Source organism: Sphingomonas sp. Leaf257, assembly GCF_001422185.1.
Taxonomy (GTDB): Bacteria; Pseudomonadota; Alphaproteobacteria; order Sphingomonadales; family Sphingomonadaceae; genus Sphingomonas; species Sphingomonas yabuuchiae.
In genome coordinates this window covers 408,750-430,160 of sequence record NZ_LMMH01000023.1, presented here as the reverse complement: position 1 = coordinate 430,160, position 21,411 = coordinate 408,750, and the positions used below count along the sequence as shown (strand labels likewise).

Sequence of the window (21,411 nt, the reverse complement as noted above, 5' to 3'; positions counted from 1 at the left end):
ATAGAGGAGATGCCGATGCGTGTCGTTTGTCTGGGTGGCGGGCCTGCCGGGCTCTACTTCGCGATCTCGATGAAGCTGCGAGACCCATCGCATGACGTGCTGGTCGTTGAGCGGAACAAGGCCGGGGACACGTTCGGCTGGGGCGTGGTGTTTTCGGACCAGACGCTGACCAATTTGCGTGCCAACGATCCGGTCAGCGCCGCGACGATCGAGTCGGAATTCGCGCATTGGGACGATATCGAGGTGGTCGTCGGCGACCATGTCGAGCGGTCCGGCGGACACGGCTTCATCGGCATCGGTCGCAAGCGGCTGCTCAACATCCTGCAGGACCGGGCGCGCGAACTGGGCGTGCGGTTGCAGTTCGAGACGGACTTTGACGCCGACCTGACGAAATGGGCCGATTACGACCTGATCGTCGCGGCTGACGGCATCAACAGCCGGGTCCGAACGGCCAACGAGGATCGCTTCGACGTCGATATCGACACCCGCGCCAACAAGTTCATCTGGCTGGGCACGCCGCGCCTGTTCGACGCCTTCGCCTTCATCTTCGAAAAGACCGAGGCGGGTTGGATCTGGGCGCATGCCTATCGCTTCGACGAGACGCGTTCGACCTTCATCGTCGAATGTTCGGAAGCGACGTGGCGCGGCCTGGGCTTCGACACGATGGAGCAGGCCGATGCGATCGCCGCGTGCGAGCGCATCTTCGCCCGGCATTTGAACGGCGAGCCGCTGCTGACCAATGCGGCGCATCAGCGCGGGTCGGGCGCGTGGATCAATTTTCGGCGCATCCTGTGTGGGCAGTGGTCGTTCGACAATGTCGTGCTGCTGGGCGACGCCGCGCACACCGCGCATTTCTCGATCGGCTCGGGCACCAAGCTGGCGCTGGAGGATGCGATCAAGCTGGCCGAGGTGATGAGCCGGCCCCACATCGCACAGGACCGCGCGGGCATGGCCGCCGCGCTGGCGGAATATCGCAACGAACGCCATGTCGAGGTGCTGAAGATCCAGAATTCGGCGCGCAACTCGACCGAATGGTTCGAGACGCTCGACCGTTATCTCGACTTCGACCCGAAGCAGTTCGCCTATTCGCTGCTCACCCGGTCGCAACGGGTCAGCCACGAAAATCTGCGCCTGCGCGATCCGAATTGGCTGAACGGTATCGAACAATGGTTTGCCGCGCGCGCCGGGGGGAACGAGGCGGTGCCGCCGATGTTCGCGCCCTATCGCCTGCGTGAGCTGACTTTGCCCAACCGCGTCGTCGTGTCGCCGGTGCTGACCTATGCCGCCGGGGCGGACGGAGTGCCGGGCGACTTCCATCTGGTCCATTACGGCGCGCGCGCCATGGGCGGGGCGGGGCTGATCGTGACCGAGATGACAGCCGTGTCGCCGGAGGGGCGGATCACGCCGTCTTGTCCCGGCCTGTGGAATGACGAGCAGACGGCCGCGTGGCGACGGATCACCGACTTTGCGCATGCGCAAGGCTCGGGAAAATTGTGCATCCAACTCGGCCATGCGGGGCCGCGCGGCGCGACGCTGCCAGGATCGGTCCAGCCCGACCGCCCGCTGCCCGAAGGCGGGTGGCCTTTGCTCGCCGCGTCGGACAAGCCCTACCTGCCCGAAAGCCAGCGCCCCTCCGCGATGACCCGCGCCGACATGGACCGGGTGCGCGAGAATTTCGTCGCCGCCGCCGCCCGCGCCGCCGAGGCCGGGTTCGACATGATCGAGATTCAGGCCGGACATGGCTTCCTGTTGTCGTCGTTCATCACCCCCCTGATGAACGAGCGCACCGACGACTATGGCGGCAGCCTGGAAAACCGGCTGCGCTTCCCGCTGGAGGTGGTACGCGCGGTGCGGGCGGTCTGGGGCAAGGATCGGCCGCTGGCGGTGCGTATCTCCGCCCATGACTGGGCGGGCGAGGCGGGTGTGACCCCGGCCGAGGCTGTCGAGATCGCCGCCGCCTTGCGCGAAGCCGGCGCCGACCTGATCGACGTGTCGGCCGGTGAGACCGTGCCCGATGCGCGTCCCGTTTATGGTCGCATGTTCCAGACGCCCTTCTCCGACCGTATCCGCAACGAGCTGGACTGCCCGACCATGGCGGTCGGCAACATTTATGAGGCGGATCACGTCAATGGCATATTGGCGGCGGGGCGTGCCGATCTGGTGGCGCTGGGCCGCCCGCATCTGGCCGATCCCAACTGGACGCTCCATGCGGCGGCGGCAGCCGGGCACAAGATGCCGGTATCTTCGGCCTATGCCCTTGGCCAGGCACAGCTTATGCGCAACGTCCAACGCCAGTCCGAGACGGCGTGACGACGCGCATGGAGAGCTTGATTTTGACGGACCGCATTCGCGAAAAGCATGACGGGGCCTTGGGCGGGCGGATGGACATCAAGGTCCTGCTGCGCCTGCTGAGCTGTTCGATGACGATCGAGAAGCGGCTGCGTCGCCGCTTCATCGAGCAGTTCGACACGACCCTGCCGCGCTTCGACGTGCTGGCGGCGCTGGAGCGGCACCATGAGGGCATCACCATGGGCGAACTGTCCCGCTCGCTGCTGGTGTCCAACGGCAACGTAACCGCTTTGGTCCGCCAGCTGGAGGCCGACGGCTATGTCTCCAGCCAGCCCGCGCCGGAGGATCGGCGCCGCTATATCGTGGCGCTGACGCCGCAGGGGCGGGCGCATTTCGAGGAACTGGCCGCCGCGCATCATGGCTGGATCGCGGCGATGTTCGACCACGTGCCGGATGCGCAGATGGCCGAACTCTATGACCTTCTGGCGATTCTGAAACAGTCGCTGGGGTCTGAAGGAGAGGAAAGCGAATGACATTCCGTTCGACCCAACAGGTCCGCTTCGCCCATGTCGATGGCGCGGGCATCGTCTTCTATCCGCGCTATTTCGAGATGCTGAATGCCGCGATCGAGGATTATTTCGCCCATGCGGTCGGCGTCGATTTCGCCGAGATGCATGGCGACCGCGGGCTGGGTGTACCCACCGTCCGGCTGGAGGCCGACTTCGCCACGCCCAGCCGGTTGGGCGACATGCTCGACTTCCTGGTCGCGCCGCTACGGGTCGGGCGCAGCTCGGCGGAGATGTCGGTGCAGGTGGAATGCGGCGGCGAACTGCGCTTCCGCGCGACCGTGGTGCTGGTCTGCATGAACCTGAAGGAAGGCCGCTCGGCCGAATGGCCCGCCGACATGCGGCCGAAGGCGCTAAGCGTCGCGGCCTGACCTTTCGCACCGGACTGATCGACGGCGCACGGGTCCCCGGCCTGCGCGCCGTTTTTTTTGCGTCTCGGCCCCTCTTTTCCAGAGGAGAGGGATAACCGCGATAAAAACAAAACCGCCCCCGATCTCGATGATCGGGGGCGGTCTTTATACCGCTAAGGGGCGGGCTTTACCCTGCGACGATGGAATGGCGCAGCTTGCCGATGCCGACCACTTCGCCTTCGATCACATCGCCCGGCCACACCCATTCCTGCGGGGTCCGGCCTGCGCCGACGCCTTCGGGGGTGCCCGTCGCGATGATGTCGCCGGGCTCCAGCGTGATGCCCTGGCTGATATCGGCGATCAGCTCATCGACCTTGAACAGCATGTGGCTGGTGTTGTTGCGCTGCTTCTCGACGCCGTTGACCGTCAGCCATAGGTCCAGCGTCTGGGGATCGGGGATCTCGTCGGCGGTGACGATGCACGGGCCCATCGGGCAATAGCTGTCCTGCCCCTTGGAATAAATCCACTGGCCCGCCCGGCGACAGTCGCGCGCGCTCATGTCGATGAGTGTGGTGTAGCCGAAGACATGCTTCAACGCGTCCTCGCGCGACACGCGCTGCGCCGTGGTGCCGATGATCGCGCCCAGTTCGATCTCCCAGTCCAGCTGCTGGGTGATGTCGGCACGGTGGACGATCGGCTCGCCCGGCGCGATGACGCTGGTCGGCGGCTTGGAGAAGATCACCGGCTTCTTTGGGAGATCGGCCGAGGTATCGAGCGCGGCGGCGCTCTCGGCGACGTGATCGATATAATTGAGGCCGATGCCGAAGACGTTCTTGCGCGGGCGCGGGATCGGCGCGAGTAATTTCACGCTGGCGAGAGGACGCGCGCCATCGACCGGCCAACGGCCTTTGGCCTCGTCGAGCAGCAGCTTCAGCTCCGCGACCGCGACCGGCCCCAGATCGATGAAGTCGAGCATCCGCGACGGCAGTGGCACACCGGCGCGCGTGCCAAGCTTGGCGACGTCGATGACCAGGCCATCGACCAGAACGCCCAAGCGGCCTTCGGCTTCGACATCGACACGATAGGTAACGAGACGCATGGCATTCCTTTCAGAAAATAGGGGGATCAGGACAGGACCGGCTGGTGCCCGCCATTGTCGGCAAAGGCTTCCGATCGATAGAGATTGAGCGCGCGCATCGCGGGCAGGTCGTGGAACGAGAACAGGCAGGCGTCGTCGCTGGCCGATCCGTTGACATGCTCGTGCCACATCCAGGATGGCACGACGAAGATGTCGCGCTCCTTCCAGTCGAAGCGCTTGCCGCCGATGATCGAGTGGCCCGAGCCCTTGGCGCATTGATAGACGAAGCTGCCGACCTCGCGATGCGCCTTGGTATGCTCGCCGGGGCGGAGAAGCTGCATCGACGCGCCGATGGTCGACATGGGCGGGCCGCCGTTGAACGGGTTCACATAGTTCATGTGGATACCGTCGAAGGGCGACCCGTCGCTGGCGCGGGCATAGCGGAGCAGCGCCTCATAGGTCGGCTCCCACTCGTATTTGAGTAGCGGCGAGTAGCGCTTCGACCAGCTTTCGCCCGCGGGCAGCAGCGCGGCATTGCCCCAGGTCGCGGTGGAGTCGTCGACCGCATAGCCGACCGCCTGGTTGAGATCGGGATGGACTTCATAGAAATTGGCCTCCAGCGCGTTCATCAGCGGGATGTCCAGCCCGTCCTGCCAGATACAGACCGAGCCGTCCTCCGCCACGCCATGCTCATGCCAGGTGCCGTTGGGCGTCAGCACGAAGTCGTTGCGGCCCAGCGTCATCTTGTGCCCATCGACGTTCGTGAACGCGCCCGACCCCTCCATGATGAAGCGCAATGCCGATGCGGAGTGGCGATGCGCCGAGGCGACCTCGCCCGGACCCATCACCTGAAGGCCGGTGTAGAGCCAGCCGACCGCCGCCGACACGTCGCGACGTCCCGGATTGGCGAGATAGACGACGCGGCGCCCGGCCTTTTCCGGGCTGACGAGATCGAGCGCGCGCAGCACATGGTCGCGCAGGCGGTCATAGTGCCAGACGACCGGCACCGACTGCGACTTGGGCTCCCAGGGTTCGATCTTGTTGGCGACCGTCCACAATGCGCCCGCGTGCTGGTCTTCGAGATCACGGTAGAAGTCCACCAGCTCGGCCGTGTCGCTGACATTGGCCCGCCCGGCGACATCCTCACGATAGGCGTCAAAGCTCTCCGTCGACATGTTCGATCTCCTTGTCGCGTCGAATTAGTTCAGGCTTAAAATATCTTGCCAATCCCTGTCAATCGGGGTTAGAGAAAACTTGCAAATGCAATGAATGCCGTGAGGGAGCACCATGCTGAACCTGCCCCGTTTCAAGGCCGCCGCGGTCCAGACCGCCCCCGTTTTCCTCGATCCCGCCGCGACGGTGGACAAGGCCGCCAGCCTGATTCGCGAGGCAGCGTCGAATGGCGCCGAACTGGTCGCCTTTCCAGAAGTGTTCGTCGCGGGCTATCCCTATTGGAGTTGGATCGCCGATCCGGTGTCGGGCAGCCCGTGGTTCGAAAAGTTGGCCCGTGCCTCGATCCTGATACCGGGGCCGGAGATCGACCGGATCTGCACCGCCGCGCGCGAGGCGGGGGTGCATGTCGTCATCGGAGTCAATGAACGCAGCCCGGTGTCGCTTGGCACGCTCTACAACACGCTGGTCTTTATCGGCCCCGACGGCACGATCCTGGGCAAGCATCGCAAACTGGTGCCGACCTGGGCGGAGAAGCTGACCTGGGCGCATGGCGACGGGTCGACGCTGAAGGTCTATGACACCGCGATCGGGCCGCTGGGTGGCCTGGCGTGCGGCGAGAACACCAACACGCTCGCGCGGTTCAGCCTGCTGGCGCAGGGCGAACTGATCCATGTCGCCAGCTATATCGCGCTGCCCGTTGCACCCGCCGATTACGATATGGCCGAGGCGATCAAGGTGCGCGCCGCCGCGCATTGTTTCGAGGGCAAGCTGTTCACCATCGTCTCCTGCTCGACCGTGTCGGAGGAGATCATCGCGGCGATGGAGACGTTGGTCCCCGACGCGCGCGCGCGGCTGGAGCGCAAGAACAGTGCCTTTTCCGGCATCCTCGGTCCCGATGGGCGCGTCGTCGGCCAGCCGCTGATCGACGAGGAAGGCATCGTCTATGGCGAGATCGACCTGTCACGCTGCATCCAGCCCAAGCAGATGCACGACATCATCGGTCATTATAACCGCTTCGATGTGTTCGACCTGCGCGTGAACGCCGTGCCGCAACAGCCGGTGCGGATCGACACCGGCCCCGCGCCCGCCGCCGAGCCCGAACCGAGCGCCGACGTCCAATCCTGAACAAAAACCTCGAGAGGATCACCATGACCGCCCACAGCTATCGCATCGGCCAGATCGTGCCGTCGTCCAACACCACCATGGAAACCGAAATCCCCGCCATGCTCCGTGCGCGCGAGGGGATTTTGCCCGAGCGCTTCACCTTTCACTCCAGCCGGATGCGGATGAAGAAGGTGGTCAAGGAAGAGCTGGAGGCGATGGACCGCGACAGCGATCGCTGCGCCACCGAGCTGTCCGACGCGCGGGTCGATGTGCTGGGCTATGCCTGCCTCGTCGCGATCATGAGCATGGGCAAGGGCTATCACCGCGAGTCCGAAGCGCGGCTCCATGCCCGCACCGTCGAAAACCACGCCGCCGCACCCGTCGTGACGAGCGCGGGCGCGCTGGTCGACGGGCTGAAGCGGATGGGCGCCAAGAAAATCTCGGTCATCTGCCCCTATATGAAGCCGCTGACCCAGCTGGTGGTCGATTATATCGAGCATGAGGGGATCACCGTCCACGACTTCACCGCGCTGGAAATCCCCGACAATCTGGAGGTCGGGCGGCACGATCCCGAGCGGCTGCTGGAAATCTACAAGCGCGTCGACCGCACCGGCGTCGATGCCTTCGTCGCCTCCGCCTGTGTGCAGATGCCTTCGCTGCCGATCGTCCAGCGGCTGGAGGATGCGATCGGCATTCCGGTCGTCTCGGCGGCGGTGTGCACCACGCACCAGATGCTCGACCGGCTGGGGCTGGAGCGGCGCGTGCCCGATGCCGGTGCGCTGCTCAGCGGCCGGTACTGAGGGGAGCGGCCGCGATGCAGGTCGACATGCGGACGCTGGATGCCGCCAGCCGGTACAAGATCATCGGGGCCTGCATCACGCCCCGGCCGATCGCCTGGGTGTCCAGCGTGTCGGCCGGGGGCGTGCCCAACCTCGCGCCCTACAGCTTCTTCAACGCCATCGGGAACGACCCGCCGATGATCGTGCTGGGCTTGGTCGCGCATCCCATCAAGGGCACGAAGGACACCGCCGCGAATATCCGTGAGACGGGCAATTTCATCGTCCATCTGGTCGACGAAGCCCATGCCGAACGCATGAACCACACCAGCATCGACCATCCGGCGGGCGTCGATGAGGGCGCGCTGGTCGGCCTGGACATGGTGCCGGGCGTCGCCGTCGCGGCCCCCCGCATCGCCAGCGCGCCGGTCGGCTTCGAATGTCGGGCGCGGCACATCATCGAAACCGGCCCCAATCAGATCGCAGTGCTGGCCGAGATCGTCCATGCCCATATCGCCGACGCCTTCGTGACCGATGCCACGCGGTTGCACTTCGATATCAGCGCGATGAACCTGATATCCCGGCTGCACGGGGCGGGTTGGTATGGCCGTCAAAGCGACAAGTTCGAGATGCTTCGCCCCGCGCTTCCCATTTTGGTCAAGGAGTAGGTCCATGGAAACATGTGAACTGGCGCCCGTCCGCCACGCCTTTCTCTCCACCCCGCAGGAAATCATCGGCGAGGCCCGCAACGGCCGTATGTTCATCCTGGTCGATGACGAGGATCGCGAGAATGAGGGCGATCTGGTCATCCCGGCGCAGATGGCGACCCCCGACGCGATCAACTTCATGGCGCGGCACGGACGCGGGCTGGTCTGCCTGGCGATGACCAGGGCGCGGGTCGAGCAGCTTGGGTTGGACCCGATGACCAAGACCAACGGCACCCGCCACGAAACCGCCTTCACCGTCTCGATCGAAGCGCGCGAAGGCGTCACGACCGGCATCTCTGCGGCCGACCGCGCGCGGACCATCGCGGTGGCGATCGATGCGAACCATGACGCGGCCTCGATCGTGACGCCGGGCCATATCTTTCCGCTGATCGCGCGCGAAGGCGGCGTGCTGGTGCGGGCGGGCCATACCGAGGCGGCGGTCGACGTCTCCCGCCTCGCCGGGCTCAACCCCTCGGGCGTAATCTGCGAGATCATGAACGAGGATGGGACGATGGCGCGGATGGACGACCTCGTCTCCTTCGCGCAGCTCCATAACCTGAAGATCGGCACGATCCGCGACCTGATCGCCTATCGCCGCCGCCACGATCACCTTGTCGAAAAACGCGCGGAGACGGTGTTCGAGAGCGAGTGGGGTGGCGCATGGCGGGTCATGACCTTCTGGAACAAGGCGACGGGCAGCGAACAGGTCGCACTGGTCAAGGGGCAGGTTCAGCCCGACAAACCGACTTTGGTGCGTATGCACTCGCTGTCGCCCTTTACCGACATGTTCGGCGAAACCGGATCGCGCGCCGGACTGCTCGCCAAGTCGATGCGGATCATCGCGGAGGAGGGGGCAGGGGTCGTCGTCGTGATCGACCGGCCCCGCTCCGACGGCCTGACGCTGGCGATCCATGCACGCAGCGGCGCGCCGATCCCCGACATGGAAGAACTGCGCGATTACGGCGTCGGCGCAATGATCCTCACCGAACTCGGTGTAGAGGACATCGTGCTGCTGACCAACAGTCATCACACGCCGATCGCGTTGGAGGGCTATGGTCTTAAGATCGTCGGCGAACGTGCGATCTGCTAATCCGCAGCCGATCCGGGCTTTGCTAGTCCTGGGCAGAACCAGTCGATGCCAGAAATCCGAATGCGCGTTCTGCAGCGGCCAAATCCTGCCCCCGCGACCATATTTTCCGATACCACAACCGCTCCGGGCATCCCGCTGAGTCTTTTTGTGCCTGTTTTTGTGCAAATTAGCCTTCGTTCAGGGGCTTTCATCGCCGCCTCGGCAGGAGATACCCCCATGGCCCTCAAGGAGCTCGAAGTCCGCTACGCCACGAAGCGGGCAAAAGATTATAAACTCACCGATGGCGAAGGCCTCTATCTTCTCGTCCGCCCCAACGGCTTCAGGCAGTGGCAGATGAAGTACCGCTATGGCGGCAAGGAAAAGCTCCTGAGCTTTGGCGCCTATCCCGCAGTTTCACTCGCCGAGGCGCGGCTGCGCCGCGCCAAGGTAAAAGTGGTGCCGGGCGAGGGGGGGATCCCGGTGCTGCCAACAAGCTGAGGGCTCAGATGACCTTCGAGGAAGCGGCGCGCAAATGGCATGAATACTGCCTCGACGCGCTTGATGCTGGGCATGCTACTCGGCTGGTGACCCGGCTCGAGCGCGATGCCTTTCGGGTGCTTGGCAAGCTTGGGTTGTCCGTCATCACACCGACCGATGTGCTGGCGATAGTGCTGCGGGTCGAGGCGCGTGGTTCGCTCGCCGCCTCAAGCAGCATGTCAGCCAGGTCTACCGTTTGCCATCGCGCATGGCTGGGCCGAGCGTGATCCCGCCGAGCATCTTGGGCAGTTGCTCAAGCCCAAACCGCATACCCGGCATATGACGCTTATTGGCCGCAGCGAGCTGCCGACGCTCATCCGAGCGATTGACGGCTATGACGCCGCGGCGTCGAGCGGTAACCCGGGCGGCGCTGCTGTTCACGCTGCTGACCTGGGCGCGGACCAACGAGACGCGTCACGCCCGTTGGGAGAAGTTCGAAGATTTCGACGGGCCCGCGCCGCTCTGGCGGGTGCTGGCTCAGCGCATGAAGATGGCGCTCGAACGCGACGAGGTGAGGGGGGCTATAACGCTGCGCTTAATATTCTCCGCGTCAGCGCATGCTCGAGGACTGACCCAGGTTTATCCAGAGCCACCTAGCCTTGGCGGCAGTGGCCGATAAGGCCTCGGGCGTAACCGAAAGTAGCGGGCAGGGCTGGTTGGTCGAAGCCAGCCCTGCCTGACCGATTATTCGCCCGACAGATGCGCCGCCGCGGCGCTCTTGGCGGCCTTCACGCCCTTCGGCTTGGCTGCGCTTGCCATCTTGGTGCCCGGCTTGCGGCCGAGGCCAATCTTCTTGGCCATCGCCCGGCGGCTTTCCGAATAGGTTTCGGACACCATCGGATAGTCGGCCTTCAAATTATAGCGCTCGCGATACTGCTCGGGCGTCAGACCGTTGGTCGCGAGGTGACGACGCAGCGTCTTGTAGGGCTTGCCGTCGATCATCGAGATGATGTGGTCCTTCGAGGCCAGCGACTTCCGCACCGACACCGCAGGGGTGTATTCGGTGGTGTCTACGGCATCCGTTGCCACCGTCTCGCTGCCGCCGGCCAGCTTCAGGATGGCGCTGTGCATGCTGCCCAGAAAAGCCGGGACCTGCTCGGCATCGATGCGCGTGTTGGGATTGCCCAGCCAGGCAATGGTCAATTCGGTAGCGAGTTCGACCGCATGCGCGGTATCAGTGATGGTTTAGTCAGCCATGGTCAATCCAGATGGGAGTGGCAGAGATTTAAAACGCTGCGGGGTTCCGAAGAACCGTAAACGGCCATGTCACAGCGACGGCCTTGCAGCGGCAATAACGACATGGCGTCAAGGGACTAGGCATCGTGGACAAAGCTTGACGGCGTGCCTCGCCACTGATTCAAGGCTGCCTTTTGGGGGCAGGCTTGGGCGAGCGGATCGGTTTGTCGGATGANCTAGGCATCGTGGACAAAGCTTGACGGCGTGCCTCGCCACTGATTCAAGGCTGCCTTTTGGGGGCAGGCTTGGGCGAGCGGATCGGTTTGTCGGATGAGGAATGGTCGCTGATCGGGCCGCTGCTACCGGCCGAGCGCRGACGTGGCTGTCGTCCCGCTGGTGACAACCGCCCCTTTTTCGAAGGCATGATGTGGATCGCGCGGACGGGTGCGCAATGGCGGCATTTGCCGGAGGAATATGGCAAGTGGAACAGCGTGTTTCGCCGCTACCGTCGCTGGGCGACGACGGGTGTGTTCGACGCCATGCTGGAGACGCTGGCCGGTGCGGTGGAACGCGATGGTCGCGCCGACATGATCGACAGCACCATTGTCCGGGCACACCATTGTGCCGTGGGCATAAAAAAGGGACTGGCGCGACCGAGGCGCTTGGCCGATCGCGCGGCGGCTTCACTACCAAACTCCACGCCCGCTGCGATGTCAGAGGTCGTCCGCTCGCCTTCGTCCTGACGCCGGGCCAGGCGCACGATACGCAAGGCTTCGGCCCTCTGATGCGCATGATCGCCGACCGGATCGACGCTCTGCTTGCGGATAAAGGCTATGACAGCGACGCRGTACGCGACACCCTGACCAGCATGAACGTTGAGGCCGTGATCCCGGCTCGGCGCAACCGTCGCAACCCGGCTGCGTATGATCGGGGCAAGTACCGCTGGCGCAACCAGATCGAGCGACTGTTCAACAAACTCAAGAATTGGCGACGGGTCGCAACCCGATACGACAAAACCGCCGAGTCCTACATCGGCTTCGTCAGCCTCGCATCAGTCCTGCTCTGGCTGCCCTTTGTCCACGATGCCTAGCGGGTCGCAACCCGATACGACAAAACCGCCGAGTCCTACATCGGCTTCGTCAGCCTCGCATCAGTCCTGCTCTGGCTGCCCTTTGTCCACGATGCCTACGAAGCGATGTTCAGAATTTCATCGTTCACGGCGTCCCGGAAAATGTCGGCAGTAGAGAGCATGTCGAGACGCGCTTCTCCGCGCTGACGGACGAGCAGAAGAACGCTGATCGGCTTTTGGGCTGATCGACCGGAATGGCGTAAACGGTCGCATGACAGAGCGGTTCAAGATTTTCGAATGGCGGATGCCGCAGGAATAGGTGGAAGCATGTTGCCACGGGCCGTCGCAGCGCAGGCAACCGAATTTGCTACCTGTACAGTAGGTCATTCGAATAGCCTCGCCCCACAGCTACCGATCTTCCCTCGGGCAGGAATTTTTAGCGTAGCTATGCCCGCTTGGCGATCCTCTCTACGTTTCGGGTCTACCGAATCAGACCTTAGCTGGCTGATGTCGTTGTCTTCGGCGGCGAAGCGTCGCGATACCAGTCGGCATAGCCGGTGGTGTGGACCATGTGCCGATTGAGATCAGGGGCGCCATCGTCCCACCAGACCGGCCCCCGCTCGCCGAGCGCGACCTTGGTGGCGTGGACTTGGGCGCGCGCCTGGCGAAGAGCCGGCCCGTCACCTTGCGCCATCGCCGTTCGTACCGCTCGGCGGGCCTGCATCAACGCATCGACCAGTGCCTGTCGCTCGTCCGATGCCAGGGCCGGGTTGCTCTTCCGCCACAACCGACCGCGCACGACGATATAGCGACCATCGGGAGTGATCGGCGGTGGGGATTTGGGTGCCGATAGGCCACCGGGGCGGGTACGGCCCGTCTTCGTCTTGCCCGCGGTTCCGGTATCAATGACGCGTTCGGCCGATCTGGTACTGGTCACGCTTTCTGCCTCGCAAGGAACGACATATCATCAGACGAATGCCAGGGGGCGGCGTTCCGGGCGGGGGGCGGTTCGGCGTCGATGATGGTTGCGGGCGGCAGGGAAAGGGTTAGGCTGACCGCATGGCCGCTTTCGACGACAGTTCCGATCCCGATCTTGGTGCAGCCTGCAACCGGCTGGCGATGTGGGTGGAGTCGTTGCCGGAGCGGGCACTATCGATCCGGCGTCCGAACTGACCGAGGACGATCTGGCGCTCATCCTGCGGCGTCTCCATGCCATGCGGCACTTGGGGGAGGATAGTCCTGCGACGGACCGTCCTCCGGTCGCCGTCGCGCGGGCATCCGTGCCGGTGACGGCGAAAAGCTGACGGCGCGATCGGGGCGAAGTCGCCCGCCCGACATTTTCCTTCCGTTTGAACGGCTCCGATAGAGGGCGAGGGCGTTCTATGGCTTGGCCGCTGGCAAAGTGTCGGTCGCACCAACGGAGCCGACATGTCCGATCGTCCCAGCCCTACACCGGTGCCCGGAGCGGCCTCGCCCGGGGGAAACGCGACGGGCGAAGGAGCCGCCGGACTCGGTGACTTTGCCTGACGACCGCCACGCCATTCTGTTCACTATCGGGAGTGCCAATCATGGATGACGAACGCCTCTGGAGTTTCGAGGAAAGCCTCTGGACCGAAGGCCCGGACAATTATCGGGAAAAAGTCGATGCCGAGGTCGTGATGGTGCTGCCCCGGCCGCCTTTCGTGCTGACCGGCGACGCGGCGGTGTCGGCGGTGGCGGATACGCCCGTTTGGGAAAGCGCCGAACTGACCGAACGGCAGGTGTCACGCCCCCAGGAGGGATTGATCGTCATCGGCTATCATGTCGCGGCCAGCCGGGATGGCGAGGCCTATGAGGCCTATTGCACCTCGGTCATCCGGCGGCTGGAGCATGAGGTCTGGCGGGTCGTGCAGCACCAGCAGACGCCGAAGCTGGCAAAGCCTCTGGCCGAGGCATAAAGTTGGGAAAGGAGGGCTTTTCGGTATCGACTGGTCGGGCTCTCCTTTACCATCGTCACGATCGAATAGCTTTCGTCCGTCACGTCGAGCAGGCGGCGTTTACCGGCAGGAAAGCAATCTGAGGCAAGCGTTAAAGCCAGCCGCAGCAAAGGCGTTCAAATCCGACACCGGCCTTCGCCATCTCGGCGAACCCGCTTAACGCCAGCGGGTTGCGCGTTGGATGGCCTCGTCGACCGGTACGTCATGGAGTTGCCGGTAGCGCGCCTCGACCAGGCTGAAGAGTCCGAAGGCTAACAGCCCGACACCGACGATGATATCGAAAGGATCGGTCAGCCAGGACAGCACCCGCGCCATGCCGCCCGCCTCGCTGGCATGTTCCTCGATCCCGGCCTTTGCCAGAAGATAGCCGCTGATCAGGAAGACGAGGCCGCGTGCCGCATAACCCGCACGTCCGCTCCACTGCACCCAGGAATGTCGCGCCACCGATGGATCCAGATAGCGGAGGAACGATCCTTTGACGGCCTTTGCGAACTGGACCACCCCCAGCACGATCATCACCGCGGCACCCAGCAGGACCAACGCCCAGCCGCCGGGCAGTTGCATAGCCGTCCGTGCACTTTCCTGAGCGCCGTCTCCCGACAGGGCCGCTCCGCGCATCAACTGCACCGATTGCGAGGCGAGCAGGAGGTGGATGGCACCGCTGACGCCAGCGCCGATCCGCTCCATCACGCCTTTACGGTCGGTTCCGTGCCGTTCGATATCCAGAGCCGCGTCGGCCAGCCGCCATATGCCATAGGCCGTCAGCCCGACGGCGATGATCGCCAGCAATATCTGGCCGCCGCCCCGGCCGAGATATTCGATCGCACCGCTTTGGTCTTCCGCCCTGCCGGTCCGGACGATCAGCATGGCGATGACGATATAGAGCAGCCCGCGCGTCGCGAAGCCGATCCGGGTCAAGGCCGTCAGGCGCGAGCTGGCGTTCATATGATCTCCCTTACCCCCGACAAAACAAGGACAAAGCAATCTCGTTCCAGCCTCGGAATGGCTTTTCGACTTGGCCCCCGCCCTAATAGGTCACGGTCACGACGACCGTGTCGGTATAGAGGCCAGGGGCGGGGGTCGGTTGCGCGGGGACCCGCCCATAGATCGCCAGCGCCTGGGCAAGGCCGGTGCCCGAGGCCTGGACGCCGCTATCCCAGCTGGATGAGAAGGCGGCATCGCGGAACAGGCCATAGGCGATGAAGCTGCCCGAGGGCCCGCGCATTCGGCGGCCGCCCGACGCATCGCCATTACGCCCGGCGTCGAGCCGCAGCGCATAGGGCGTCTGGCTGGTGCAGGTCAGGGTCAGGCCGCTTTGCGCCGTAACCGCCTTTGCCAGCACGCCGGTCGTCGGGAAGGTGAGTGCGGTGGCCGCCACGGTGCAACCCTTGGGGAGCGTGGCCGTCACCTCGAAGGTCGGGCGGACGGAGGCGGTGCCCGCAAAGCCGGTGCAGTTGGTGCTGGTGCCGAGCAGTTCGGCTCCATAGCTGAACAGCGTGGCGTTGCCGATGAAGCTGGAGCGATAGGCCCCCGGCACCGCCGTCGCCTGGCCGCCGAACAATCGCGCATAGATGGTGCGCGTCGCCGAACCGGCCCCGTTCAGCAGGTTGGAAATGATGATCGCGGGCACCGTGCCCAACGCCGGATTGTCCAGCGATCCCCAGGCGACCGATCGCGCCGCGTCCTGATAGAGCTGGTAGCGCAGCGATCCTCCGGTGCCCGTCATCAACCGGCCGGAGCCGTCCGTGCCGCCGCTGCCCGCGCCGATGCCGGGACAGAGTTTGACGACGTTGAGCACCGGGATGCTGGTGCAGGTGACCGTGACCGTCCCCGTCACATCGACCGGGCCACTGGTGAGGAGAGAGGGGCTACCGAAATCGATCGACGACACCGTGGCCGAGCAGGTCTGCGCCTGTGCCGGGGCAGGCCTGGCCAGACAGGTGAGGACGGCGAGCAGCATGAGGATCAGCCGGGTCATGGCGCAATACTCGCCATGGGCGTACAGACCGCCCGGATACGAACCTGCTCGCCCGGCTGCGCGGCGAAGGAAAAACGCGCCCGGCAGCGGCGGCCATCGGGATCGGTGACGATCGCTTCGTTCTGGGCCCCGAGCGCGCTCAGGAACGCGGCACCGTCATAGCCGACCACATCCTCGGGCAGCCCCGGCCGAGCGATCCCCGAGCCCAGCGGCAGCAGCCGACCCTCGCCATCGACGAACTCGACCAGCGCGGCGTCGGTTTCGCGCGCCACGCCGAACGCGACCAGTGCGGGTACGCGGGTAAAGGCCACCGCCTCGGCATGGGTCGAGGCGATGCGCGCGTCGACGGGGAGCGAGGAGGGATCGATCGAGATCGCGCTCGGCTCGAACGGGGCGATGTCGGGAACCAGCAGCTTGCCCGACGCGCCGGTGGTGCCGACCAGCCGGTTCTCGCGGTACACCCTCACGCCGCTCGCGCCCGCATCGGCCACCGCAAAGGACTGGTCGAGCCGCCGCGCCGCATAGAGGTCGCCACCGATCAAAGCGACCGCCCCCTCGGCCTGCAAGGTGCCGGAGACGTTGCCGCCCGCATAGAGGCCGGTCGCCTCGAACTGGGCGAAGCCGGTCGTATGGCGGACGATGGCATGGCCCGCCCGCTCACGGCCATCGGCAACCCGCACCGACCAACCCCAGGAGCCGGGTTCGTGCGCCCCCTGTCGCGACATTTCGGCATAGCCCGAGACGCGCCCCTCCGACACCGTCGCGCCGGTCGTCACCGAGGCGCGTCGTCCGAAGGGCAGGCTGGCCCCGACGAACAGGCCAAAGCTGCGGTCGCCGCTCAGGTCCGCGACGGCATTGGCGAAGAGCGACAGCCGCCCGATATTGGCGGTAGAGGACAGGCTGGCGAGCCGATAGCGGTCGCCCGCCGCCGTCTTGGAATTGACCAGGCTGACCCCGACCGAGGCCGAGGTCGCGGCGATGGGCAACGACAGAGAGAACTGGTCGACCTCGCGCGGCGCGCCGAAGATGCGCCGGTCGCCCACCAGGATCGGGCCGAAGGACGATGTGCGCGACGCCAGGTCCTCATAGCGGCCGATCGCCCGCATCGACCGGATCAGCACCGAAAAGCCGGAACGACGCGTCTCAAACGCGATATCGACCAGCCCGCCCGTGCGTCCCCCCGCCTGGCTGACCGCCCCGGCGAGCGACAGCAAGGCCTGGTCCCGCAACGTCACGACGCCGCCCGCGCCAAGCTGGACGAGACCCGCGCCAAGCTCGGCATGGCCCTGCAGCGTCAGCCGGTCGGTCATGCCGCGTCGAACCGAGGCCGAGCCGATCAGCCGTCGGTCATAGTCGTTCGACAGGATCGCATAGCTGCGCCGGGCAAAGCCGATTTCCGCGCTGAAATCGGTCAGCCCCTCCGCCAGCAACTGGGGAGAGGCATAGAAGGGCGCGGTCTGCACGGTTTCCCGGCCTAGCGCATCGCGGACGACGACGGTGGCGACACCTGCGCCCTGCACGATCGGCGGGTGCATGACGGCATAGGGGCCCTGGGGCACGTCGGCCGACAGGGTGCGGACCCGGTCGATGAACAGGTCCAGCGTCGAGGGGGCGGCGGCGCTGCCCAGCAGGCGCGGCACGGGCATGGTGACCAGGTCTGGCCGCATGCCGAAGGTCCGCTGGATCTGAAGCCCCGCCATGCGGATCGGGCGGGTCCAGGCATGGCCGCCATTGATCGTGTCCCCTGCGCGCAGCGTCACCAGCCGTCTGGGGTCCTCATAGCTATAGCTCGTGGCCAGCCGGGTAAAGCGCGGCCCGCCCGACAACAGGCCGACCGCGCTGCTCTCGAACAGGCCGAACGCGCCGAAGACGCGCGTCCCGAACGCTCCCGATGCGCCGGTAAATCGCGGGCCGACCGCGCTCCGGTCGCCGCTGGCGAACAGCGTATAGTCCAGCACCGCGCCGAAGGGTGGCCGGTCGGGCGCCAGGCCGGAACGGTCGCCGCGCCCGCCGTCGATCAGCGTCGGGCTCTGTATGGTCGGGCCAGCGGCCAGCCACATGATCTGGCGCATCTGCTCATAGCGATAGCGCAGCCCGGAAATACGCTCCAGCGGCACGTCGCCCGTCTCGGCATCCGGCGGGACCTTGACGCCCAGCGTCCGCAACTGGGCGACGGGTGCGGTGAAACTGCCGTCCGCGCGCTGCGTGAACGAGGCGACATAGCCGGTCGGCTTGTCGTTCAGATAGACCTCGAGTTGAAGCGCCTGTTCCTGGCGACTGGGGTCGACATCGACCCCGACGCGAAGGCTTTCGCTGTCCTGCGCACCGGCGGTCTGCGCGCAGGCCAGCGTGGCCAGGATGATCCCGGCCAGTTCACCGGCGCGGTTGGGTCGCAAGGGAGACCTCGATCGGGCCGCCATCGGAGACGGCCCGCATCCGCAGGTCGGTGCCGCCGGGCAGGGCGGTGCCGGGGTTCAGCGGAATGCGCAGTTCGGACCCGGCCAGCACATAGCCGACCAGCCCCGGTCGCGCGAGAAGCTGCTGGCTGCCCGCGATCAGCTGAAGGTCGGCGATGCGCAGCCGCCTGTTGCCCTTGTTGCGCCCGACCAGCGCCGCGCCGCCGCCCGAACGGTCGATCCGCCATTCCACATCGGGCATCCGGCGGGGGATGTCGGAAAAGAAGGCGGGGATCGACTGGCGGACCACGAGATTGACCGTGCCCGGCTGCGCGCGGGTCGGCTCGGGCACTTCGTCGATCAGGACGCGATACGCTTCCTCGCCGACCGGGGCGGCCTTGGCGGTGCGGACGACACGGATCAGATATTGCTGCTGCGGTGCCAGCGTCGAGAAGGGCGGGCTGGCGACCACCTCATTCGTGGGGGTCAGGACGTCGGTGCCGTTGCGCGACGACCATTTCATCACGCGGACCTGGACCCGTACCGGCCGCTGCTCGGCATTGCTGAGCGTCAGCGAGGTCGTGCGCGCGCCCGGCAGCGGGTCGATGGCGACCGGCGCGACCCGGATGTCGGACGCGTGGCCGATCGCCGGGATCGCCAGCCCCATCGCCGCCGCCGCCCACGACCGTTTCGGCCACGGCGACATCAGTATGTCACCGTGACCTGGACGGTATCGGTATAGCTGCCCGCCGCCGGAGTGGTCTGGACCGGGACGCGCCCGTACACCGTCAGCGACTGAACCGCGCCGTTGCCGATCCCGGCCAGCGTGTCGGTGCCTGCGGTATTGCCCCAGATTTGCGACCGGGCGGGATCGCGGAACAATTCATAGACGACCGTGGCCCCCGCGCCCGAGGTCATCCGCCGCGCCGCCACCGTCGCCCCCGTGCCTGCACCGGCATTCAGGCCGATATTATAGGGGGTGGTGTTGGTACACTGGACGCCGATCGTGCTGGTCGAGGTGATCGCGGCCTGGATCACGCCGGTATTGCCGAAGGCCAGGTCGCTCGCCGAGGTCAGGCGGCATTCGGCCTGGATCGTCATCGACACCTGAAACTGTGTGCTCTGCTGCGCGGCGGCGGGATCGGCGATCAGGACGCAGCCCAGTGCCGCGATGCCGAGAGGTGCGAGATAGGGTTTCACGATATTGTGCCTCCAAATCACGCCTGATCAAAAGCCCGAAGGCCTTATCAAGGTGCTAAAGCTTCGGAATCGGACGAGAATTTTGGAAGATGCGGTTTGTCGCGGCGGTCTGTGCCTTGGCACGACGAACGTGCTAGGGGCGGGGCCATGTCGAAAACCCAAATTCAGTCCGGCAGCGTGGCCGTCGACGGCATCACCTATGACTGGCATCTCCAGCGCGAGCCCCATCTGTCGGATGACGAAGGATGGAAGGGCATGACCATCGCGCTTTCCGAACAGGGCGCCAAGCGCGAGGCGCATATGGAGTTTCCGGCTCCGAAGCGGCTGCTCAAGGGCTTGCCGCGCGGGCGGCTCCAGCTCGACGACCCGACCATCACGCGCTGCGTGCGCTCGGCACTGGCGGCAGGCTGGGACCCGATGTCGCGCGGGCGGCCGGTGGTCTTCACCGTCGACGCCGAGGGGAATTGAGGCCTCAGGGGCGATCTGCTGTCCTGCCAGTTTCTTATCCCTCTCCCCTGGAAAGGGGAGAGGGTTAGCGGAGCTTGCCAGCCTGCTGGCTAGCGCAGCTTGGGTGAGGGGTGGAGCGAGCCCAAAGGCTCGCGCGCTCGCCAAGCGAGCGCTTCACCCCTCACCCAGCTCCGACTAGGCCTTTGCTCTCGCAAAGACCAAGTCTGCGCAACCCTCTCCCCTCTGCGAGGGGCGAGGGAAGGAAGAGATGGTTTCGGACGCCGCTTAACTGTCGTCCATAACCAGATCGAACGCGGCGGTGGCCATGGGCAGGCCGTTGACGAGCAGTTCCACCTCATGGCGACCGGGATGGTGGCGGCGCGTGCTGAAGTCGCGCATGACCTGACGGATGCCCAACGTGGCGGAGGCCGATCCGGCAAGATCGAAGGTCTTGAGCTTGAAGACCTTGGCCGCCGTCTTGCCCGCGCTCCGCGCATAATGGAGGCGATAGTCGACGACGAGGCGCTGGTCGGTTTGGGCGAGGGACGCCAGCTCCGCCGTGATCGTGACCGCCTCGCCCAGCTTGACGGTTGCGGGCTCGACGGTGAGACGGGTGACCCGCACCTGTGCCCCATGCGCTACCCCGATCAGCGCCAGCGCACGCGGATCGCCCTTCTTGATCAGCGAACGAAGTGCATGGCGGACGATCCAGCTCATGCGCGGCGTGTCCCGGTCCCAGCCTTGCAGATGCTCGACCAGCCAGTCGGGGCGATCCTTGCCGATATCGTTCAGATGGTTGGCGACCGATTTGCGGACATAGAGGCTGGGATCGTCGCGCAACGTATCCAGGATCGGGGCGGCCAGCGTCGGATCGTCCCGCATCGCCGGGACGCGCGAGGCCCAGGGCAGGCGCGGGCGGCTGCCCTCGCTGGCGAGGCGGCGGACATGCTCGTTCGGGTGATCCGTCCAGCGGAGCATCTGCGCCAGGGTCCGCGCGGGATCGGCGGCGAGGAACGGTCGGATGGCGAACTCCGCCGAGCCGAACCGGGTCAGGTCGGCCAGCGCCTCCATCGACCGATCGAAATCGCCCAACCCTTGCCGGGCGACGAACTCCGTCACGGCGATCGCCTGGAAACTGTGCGTCAGGTGCGGCGCGATGGCCCGGACGACATGGATTGCGGTGGCGTAATCGGTGGACAGGGCTTCATGGAGCGCGTCGGCGATATGGCGCACCCGTTCCATGATCGACAGCCCGTCGAGTCCGTTCAGCGCCGCGTCGAGGAATGCCGTGCGGTCGAAGACGGGCGACGCCGCTGCACCCGCATCGGCGATGATCGTCACCGCCGCGACGCCCAGAATGTCCTTCATCAGGGGATAGGTTTTCGCGTCGCTCATGAGGGTCGGTCGTCCGCCTGGAATATCGCTGGTGGCGATCGTTACCGCATCGGCGCGGCATCGTGTGCGCAAAATGCCGTCATCAAACCGCCGCCGGGACGTAACGCGGCTGAAACGTCCCGCCC

General features: G+C 65.6%; 23 protein-coding genes and 1 pseudogene. 14 read left to right on the top strand and 10 right to left on the bottom strand.

Annotation, left to right across the window (positions count from 1 at the left end; translation table 11 throughout):
* Window positions 1–15: 15 nt before the first annotated feature.
* From ASF14_RS12680 to ASF14_RS12670, 3 genes are read left to right on the top strand one after another with little or no spacing between them, the layout of a single operon-like run.
* Complete coding sequence (locus ASF14_RS12680; protein ID WP_056435500.1) at window positions 16–2,310, top strand: bifunctional salicylyl-CoA 5-hydroxylase/oxidoreductase; 2,295 nt, start codon at window positions 16–18, stop codon at window positions 2,308–2,310.
* A gap of 23 nt (window positions 2,311–2,333) precedes the next feature.
* Complete coding sequence (locus ASF14_RS12675; protein ID WP_236697052.1) at window positions 2,334–2,822, top strand: MarR family winged helix-turn-helix transcriptional regulator; 489 nt, start codon at window positions 2,334–2,336, stop codon at window positions 2,820–2,822.
* Window positions 2,819–3,226 (top strand): acyl-CoA thioesterase, encoded by a 408-nt coding sequence (locus tag ASF14_RS12670; RefSeq protein WP_056435277.1) that lies wholly within the window; start codon window positions 2,819–2,821, stop codon window positions 3,224–3,226. Before ASF14_RS12675 ends, ASF14_RS12670 begins: the two co-directional genes overlap by 4 nt.
* Window positions 3,227–3,392: 166 nt before the next feature.
* On the opposite strand, the gene ASF14_RS12665 is transcribed toward ASF14_RS12670, so the two are convergent.
* Both ASF14_RS12665 and ASF14_RS12660 read right to left on the bottom strand, forming a co-directional pair.
* A complete protein-coding gene (locus ASF14_RS12665) occupies window positions 3,393–4,304 on the bottom strand; it encodes a fumarylacetoacetate hydrolase family protein (RefSeq protein ID WP_056435274.1) in 912 nt (303 codons plus the stop codon).
* Window positions 4,305–4,330: 26 nt separating this feature from the next.
* Window positions 4,331–5,458: a cupin domain-containing protein gene (locus tag ASF14_RS12660; RefSeq protein WP_056435271.1), complete on the bottom strand. Its 1,128-nt coding sequence runs from the start codon at window positions 5,456–5,458 to the stop codon at window positions 4,331–4,333.
* 112 nt (window positions 5,459–5,570) lie between these two features.
* Here ASF14_RS12660 and ASF14_RS12655 point away from each other — a divergent pair, with 112 nt between their 5' ends.
* The 7 genes from ASF14_RS12655 (at window position 5,571) to ASF14_RS22305 (ending at window position 10,268) form a co-directional block, all read left to right on the top strand.
* Window positions 5,571–6,581 carry a carbon-nitrogen hydrolase family protein gene (locus ASF14_RS12655; RefSeq protein WP_056435268.1) on the top strand — a complete coding sequence of 337 codons (1,011 nt, stop codon included), beginning with the start codon at window positions 5,571–5,573 and terminating at the stop codon, window positions 6,579–6,581.
* 23 nt (window positions 6,582–6,604) lie between these two features.
* Window positions 6,605–7,360 carry a maleate cis-trans isomerase family protein gene (locus ASF14_RS12650; RefSeq protein ID WP_056435265.1) on the top strand — a complete coding sequence of 252 codons (756 nt, stop codon included), beginning with the start codon at window positions 6,605–6,607 and terminating at the stop codon, window positions 7,358–7,360.
* A gap of 14 nt (window positions 7,361–7,374) precedes the next feature.
* Entirely contained in the window at window positions 7,375–8,004 is a 630-nt protein-coding gene (locus tag ASF14_RS12645) for a flavin reductase family protein (RefSeq protein ID WP_056435263.1), read from the top strand.
* Between the two features lie 4 nt (window positions 8,005–8,008).
* Window positions 8,009–9,133, top strand: coding sequence for a 3,4-dihydroxy-2-butanone-4-phosphate synthase (ribB, locus tag ASF14_RS12640; RefSeq protein ID WP_056435260.1), 1,125 nt, complete (start codon window positions 8,009–8,011; stop codon window positions 9,131–9,133).
* 60 nt (window positions 9,134–9,193) lie between these two features.
* A complete protein-coding gene (locus tag ASF14_RS22315) occupies window positions 9,194–9,610 on the top strand; it encodes an Arm DNA-binding domain-containing protein (protein WP_236697051.1) in 417 nt (138 codons plus the stop codon).
* 8 nt (window positions 9,611–9,618) lie between these two features.
* Window positions 9,619–9,876 (top strand): phage integrase central domain-containing protein, encoded by a 258-nt coding sequence (locus tag ASF14_RS22310; protein ID WP_056435254.1) that lies wholly within the window; start codon window positions 9,619–9,621, stop codon window positions 9,874–9,876.
* 107 nt (window positions 9,877–9,983) lie between these two features.
* The gene (locus ASF14_RS22305) at window positions 9,984–10,268 is read left to right on the top strand and encodes a hypothetical protein (protein ID WP_056435251.1); all 285 of its coding nucleotides are present in this window, start codon (window positions 9,984–9,986) and stop codon (window positions 10,266–10,268) included.
* Window positions 10,269–10,333: 65 nt separating this feature from the next.
* Here ASF14_RS22305 and ASF14_RS12620 read toward each other — a convergent pair whose 3' ends face one another.
* Window positions 10,334–10,792, bottom strand: coding sequence for a MucR family transcriptional regulator (locus ASF14_RS12620; RefSeq protein WP_236697050.1), 459 nt, complete (start codon window positions 10,790–10,792; stop codon window positions 10,334–10,336).
* 326 nt (window positions 10,793–11,118) lie between these two features.
* Here ASF14_RS12620 and ASF14_RS22555 point away from each other — a divergent pair.
* Window positions 11,119–11,915: pseudogene (locus tag ASF14_RS22555) on the top strand (IS5 family transposase).
* 475 nt (window positions 11,916–12,390) lie between these two features.
* Here ASF14_RS22555 and ASF14_RS12605 read toward each other — a convergent pair.
* Complete coding sequence (locus ASF14_RS12605; protein ID WP_330218787.1) at window positions 12,391–12,831, bottom strand: hypothetical protein; 441 nt, start codon at window positions 12,829–12,831, stop codon at window positions 12,391–12,393.
* A 184-nt stretch (window positions 12,832–13,015) separates the two neighbouring features.
* On the opposite strand from ASF14_RS12605, the gene ASF14_RS21540 reads away from it, so the two are divergent.
* Window positions 13,016–13,198 carry a hypothetical protein gene (locus ASF14_RS21540; protein WP_156361168.1) on the top strand — a complete coding sequence of 61 codons (183 nt, stop codon included), beginning with the start codon at window positions 13,016–13,018 and terminating at the stop codon, window positions 13,196–13,198.
* A gap of 264 nt (window positions 13,199–13,462) precedes the next feature.
* The gene (locus tag ASF14_RS12600) at window positions 13,463–13,831 is read left to right on the top strand and encodes a hypothetical protein (RefSeq protein ID WP_056435242.1); all 369 of its coding nucleotides are present in this window, start codon (window positions 13,463–13,465) and stop codon (window positions 13,829–13,831) included.
* Between the two features lie 195 nt (window positions 13,832–14,026).
* Here ASF14_RS12600 and ASF14_RS12595 read toward each other — a convergent pair whose 3' ends face one another.
* The 5 genes from ASF14_RS12595 to ASF14_RS12575 form a co-directional block, all read right to left on the bottom strand.
* A complete protein-coding gene (locus tag ASF14_RS12595) occupies window positions 14,027–14,815 on the bottom strand; it encodes a DUF1206 domain-containing protein (protein WP_056435239.1) in 789 nt (262 codons plus the stop codon).
* 82 nt (window positions 14,816–14,897) lie between these two features.
* On the bottom strand, window positions 14,898–15,848 hold the full coding sequence (locus ASF14_RS12590) for a Csu type fimbrial protein (RefSeq protein ID WP_056435236.1): 951 nt from the start codon (window positions 15,846–15,848) through the stop codon (window positions 14,898–14,900).
* Window positions 15,845–18,244, bottom strand: a complete 2,400-nt coding sequence (locus ASF14_RS12585) for a fimbria/pilus outer membrane usher protein (protein WP_056435233.1) — start codon at window positions 18,242–18,244, stop codon at window positions 15,845–15,847. The genes ASF14_RS12590 and ASF14_RS12585 overlap by 4 nt, the downstream gene beginning before the upstream one ends.
* Window positions 18,222–18,950, bottom strand: a complete 729-nt coding sequence (locus ASF14_RS12580; protein WP_056435230.1) for a fimbrial biogenesis chaperone — start codon at window positions 18,948–18,950, stop codon at window positions 18,222–18,224. Before ASF14_RS12580 ends, ASF14_RS12585 begins: the two co-directional genes overlap by 23 nt.
* Window positions 18,950–19,444, bottom strand: a complete 495-nt coding sequence (locus tag ASF14_RS12575) for a Csu type fimbrial protein (RefSeq protein ID WP_082442230.1) — start codon at window positions 19,442–19,444, stop codon at window positions 18,950–18,952. The genes ASF14_RS12580 and ASF14_RS12575 overlap by 1 nt, the downstream gene beginning before the upstream one ends.
* Before the next feature lie 147 nt (window positions 19,445–19,591).
* On the opposite strand from ASF14_RS12575, the gene ASF14_RS12570 reads away from it, so the two are divergent.
* Window positions 19,592–19,912 (top strand): hypothetical protein, encoded by a 321-nt coding sequence (locus ASF14_RS12570; RefSeq protein ID WP_056435227.1) that lies wholly within the window; start codon window positions 19,592–19,594, stop codon window positions 19,910–19,912.
* A gap of 264 nt (window positions 19,913–20,176) precedes the next feature.
* Here the strand turns inward: ASF14_RS12570 and ASF14_RS12565 are convergent, their stop codons facing one another.
* On the bottom strand, window positions 20,177–21,286 hold the full coding sequence (locus ASF14_RS12565; protein ID WP_056435224.1) for a DNA alkylation repair protein: 1,110 nt from the start codon (window positions 21,284–21,286) through the stop codon (window positions 20,177–20,179).
* Window positions 21,287–21,411 lie beyond the last annotated feature (125 nt).

Excerpts from the sequence above, each read along its gene's own strand:
- ASF14_RS12650 (WP_056435265.1), top strand. The coding sequence starts at position 6,605 with ATGACCGCCCACAGCTATCGCATCGGCCAGATCGTGCCGTCGTCCAAC.
- ASF14_RS12660 (WP_056435271.1), bottom strand. The coding sequence starts at position 5,458 with ATGTCGACGGAGAGCTTTGACGCCTATCGTGAGGATGTCGCCGGGCGG.
- ASF14_RS12645 (WP_056435263.1), top strand. The coding sequence starts at position 7,375 with ATGCAGGTCGACATGCGGACGCTGGATGCCGCCAGCCGGTACAAGATC.
- ASF14_RS12570 (WP_056435227.1), top strand. The coding sequence starts at position 19,592 with ATGTCGAAAACCCAAATTCAGTCCGGCAGCGTGGCCGTCGACGGCATC.
- ASF14_RS22305 (WP_056435251.1), top strand. The coding sequence starts at position 9,984 with ATGACGCCGCGGCGTCGAGCGGTAACCCGGGCGGCGCTGCTGTTCACG.
- ASF14_RS12655 (WP_056435268.1), top strand. The coding sequence starts at position 5,571 with ATGCTGAACCTGCCCCGTTTCAAGGCCGCCGCGGTCCAGACCGCCCCC.
- ASF14_RS12580 (WP_056435230.1), bottom strand. The coding sequence starts at position 18,950 with ATGTCGCCGTGGCCGAAACGGTCGTGGGCGGCGGCGGCGATGGGGCTG.
- ASF14_RS12680 (WP_056435500.1), top strand. The coding sequence starts at position 16 with ATGCGTGTCGTTTGTCTGGGTGGCGGGCCTGCCGGGCTCTACTTCGCG.
- ribB (WP_056435260.1), top strand. The coding sequence starts at position 8,009 with ATGGAAACATGTGAACTGGCGCCCGTCCGCCACGCCTTTCTCTCCACC.
- ASF14_RS12600 (WP_056435242.1), top strand. The coding sequence starts at position 13,463 with ATGGATGACGAACGCCTCTGGAGTTTCGAGGAAAGCCTCTGGACCGAA.
- ASF14_RS12590 (WP_056435236.1), bottom strand. The coding sequence starts at position 15,848 with ATGACCCGGCTGATCCTCATGCTGCTCGCCGTCCTCACCTGTCTGGCC.
- ASF14_RS12665 (WP_056435274.1), bottom strand. The coding sequence starts at position 4,304 with ATGCGTCTCGTTACCTATCGTGTCGATGTCGAAGCCGAAGGCCGCTTG.
- ASF14_RS12565 (WP_056435224.1), bottom strand. The coding sequence starts at position 21,286 with ATGAGCGACGCGAAAACCTATCCCCTGATGAAGGACATTCTGGGCGTC.
- ASF14_RS12595 (WP_056435239.1), bottom strand. The coding sequence starts at position 14,815 with ATGAACGCCAGCTCGCGCCTGACGGCCTTGACCCGGATCGGCTTCGCG.
- ASF14_RS22315 (WP_236697051.1), top strand. The coding sequence starts at position 9,194 with ATGCGCGTTCTGCAGCGGCCAAATCCTGCCCCCGCGACCATATTTTCC.
- ASF14_RS22310 (WP_056435254.1), top strand. The coding sequence starts at position 9,619 with ATGACCTTCGAGGAAGCGGCGCGCAAATGGCATGAATACTGCCTCGAC.
- ASF14_RS12670 (WP_056435277.1), top strand. The coding sequence starts at position 2,819 with ATGACATTCCGTTCGACCCAACAGGTCCGCTTCGCCCATGTCGATGGC.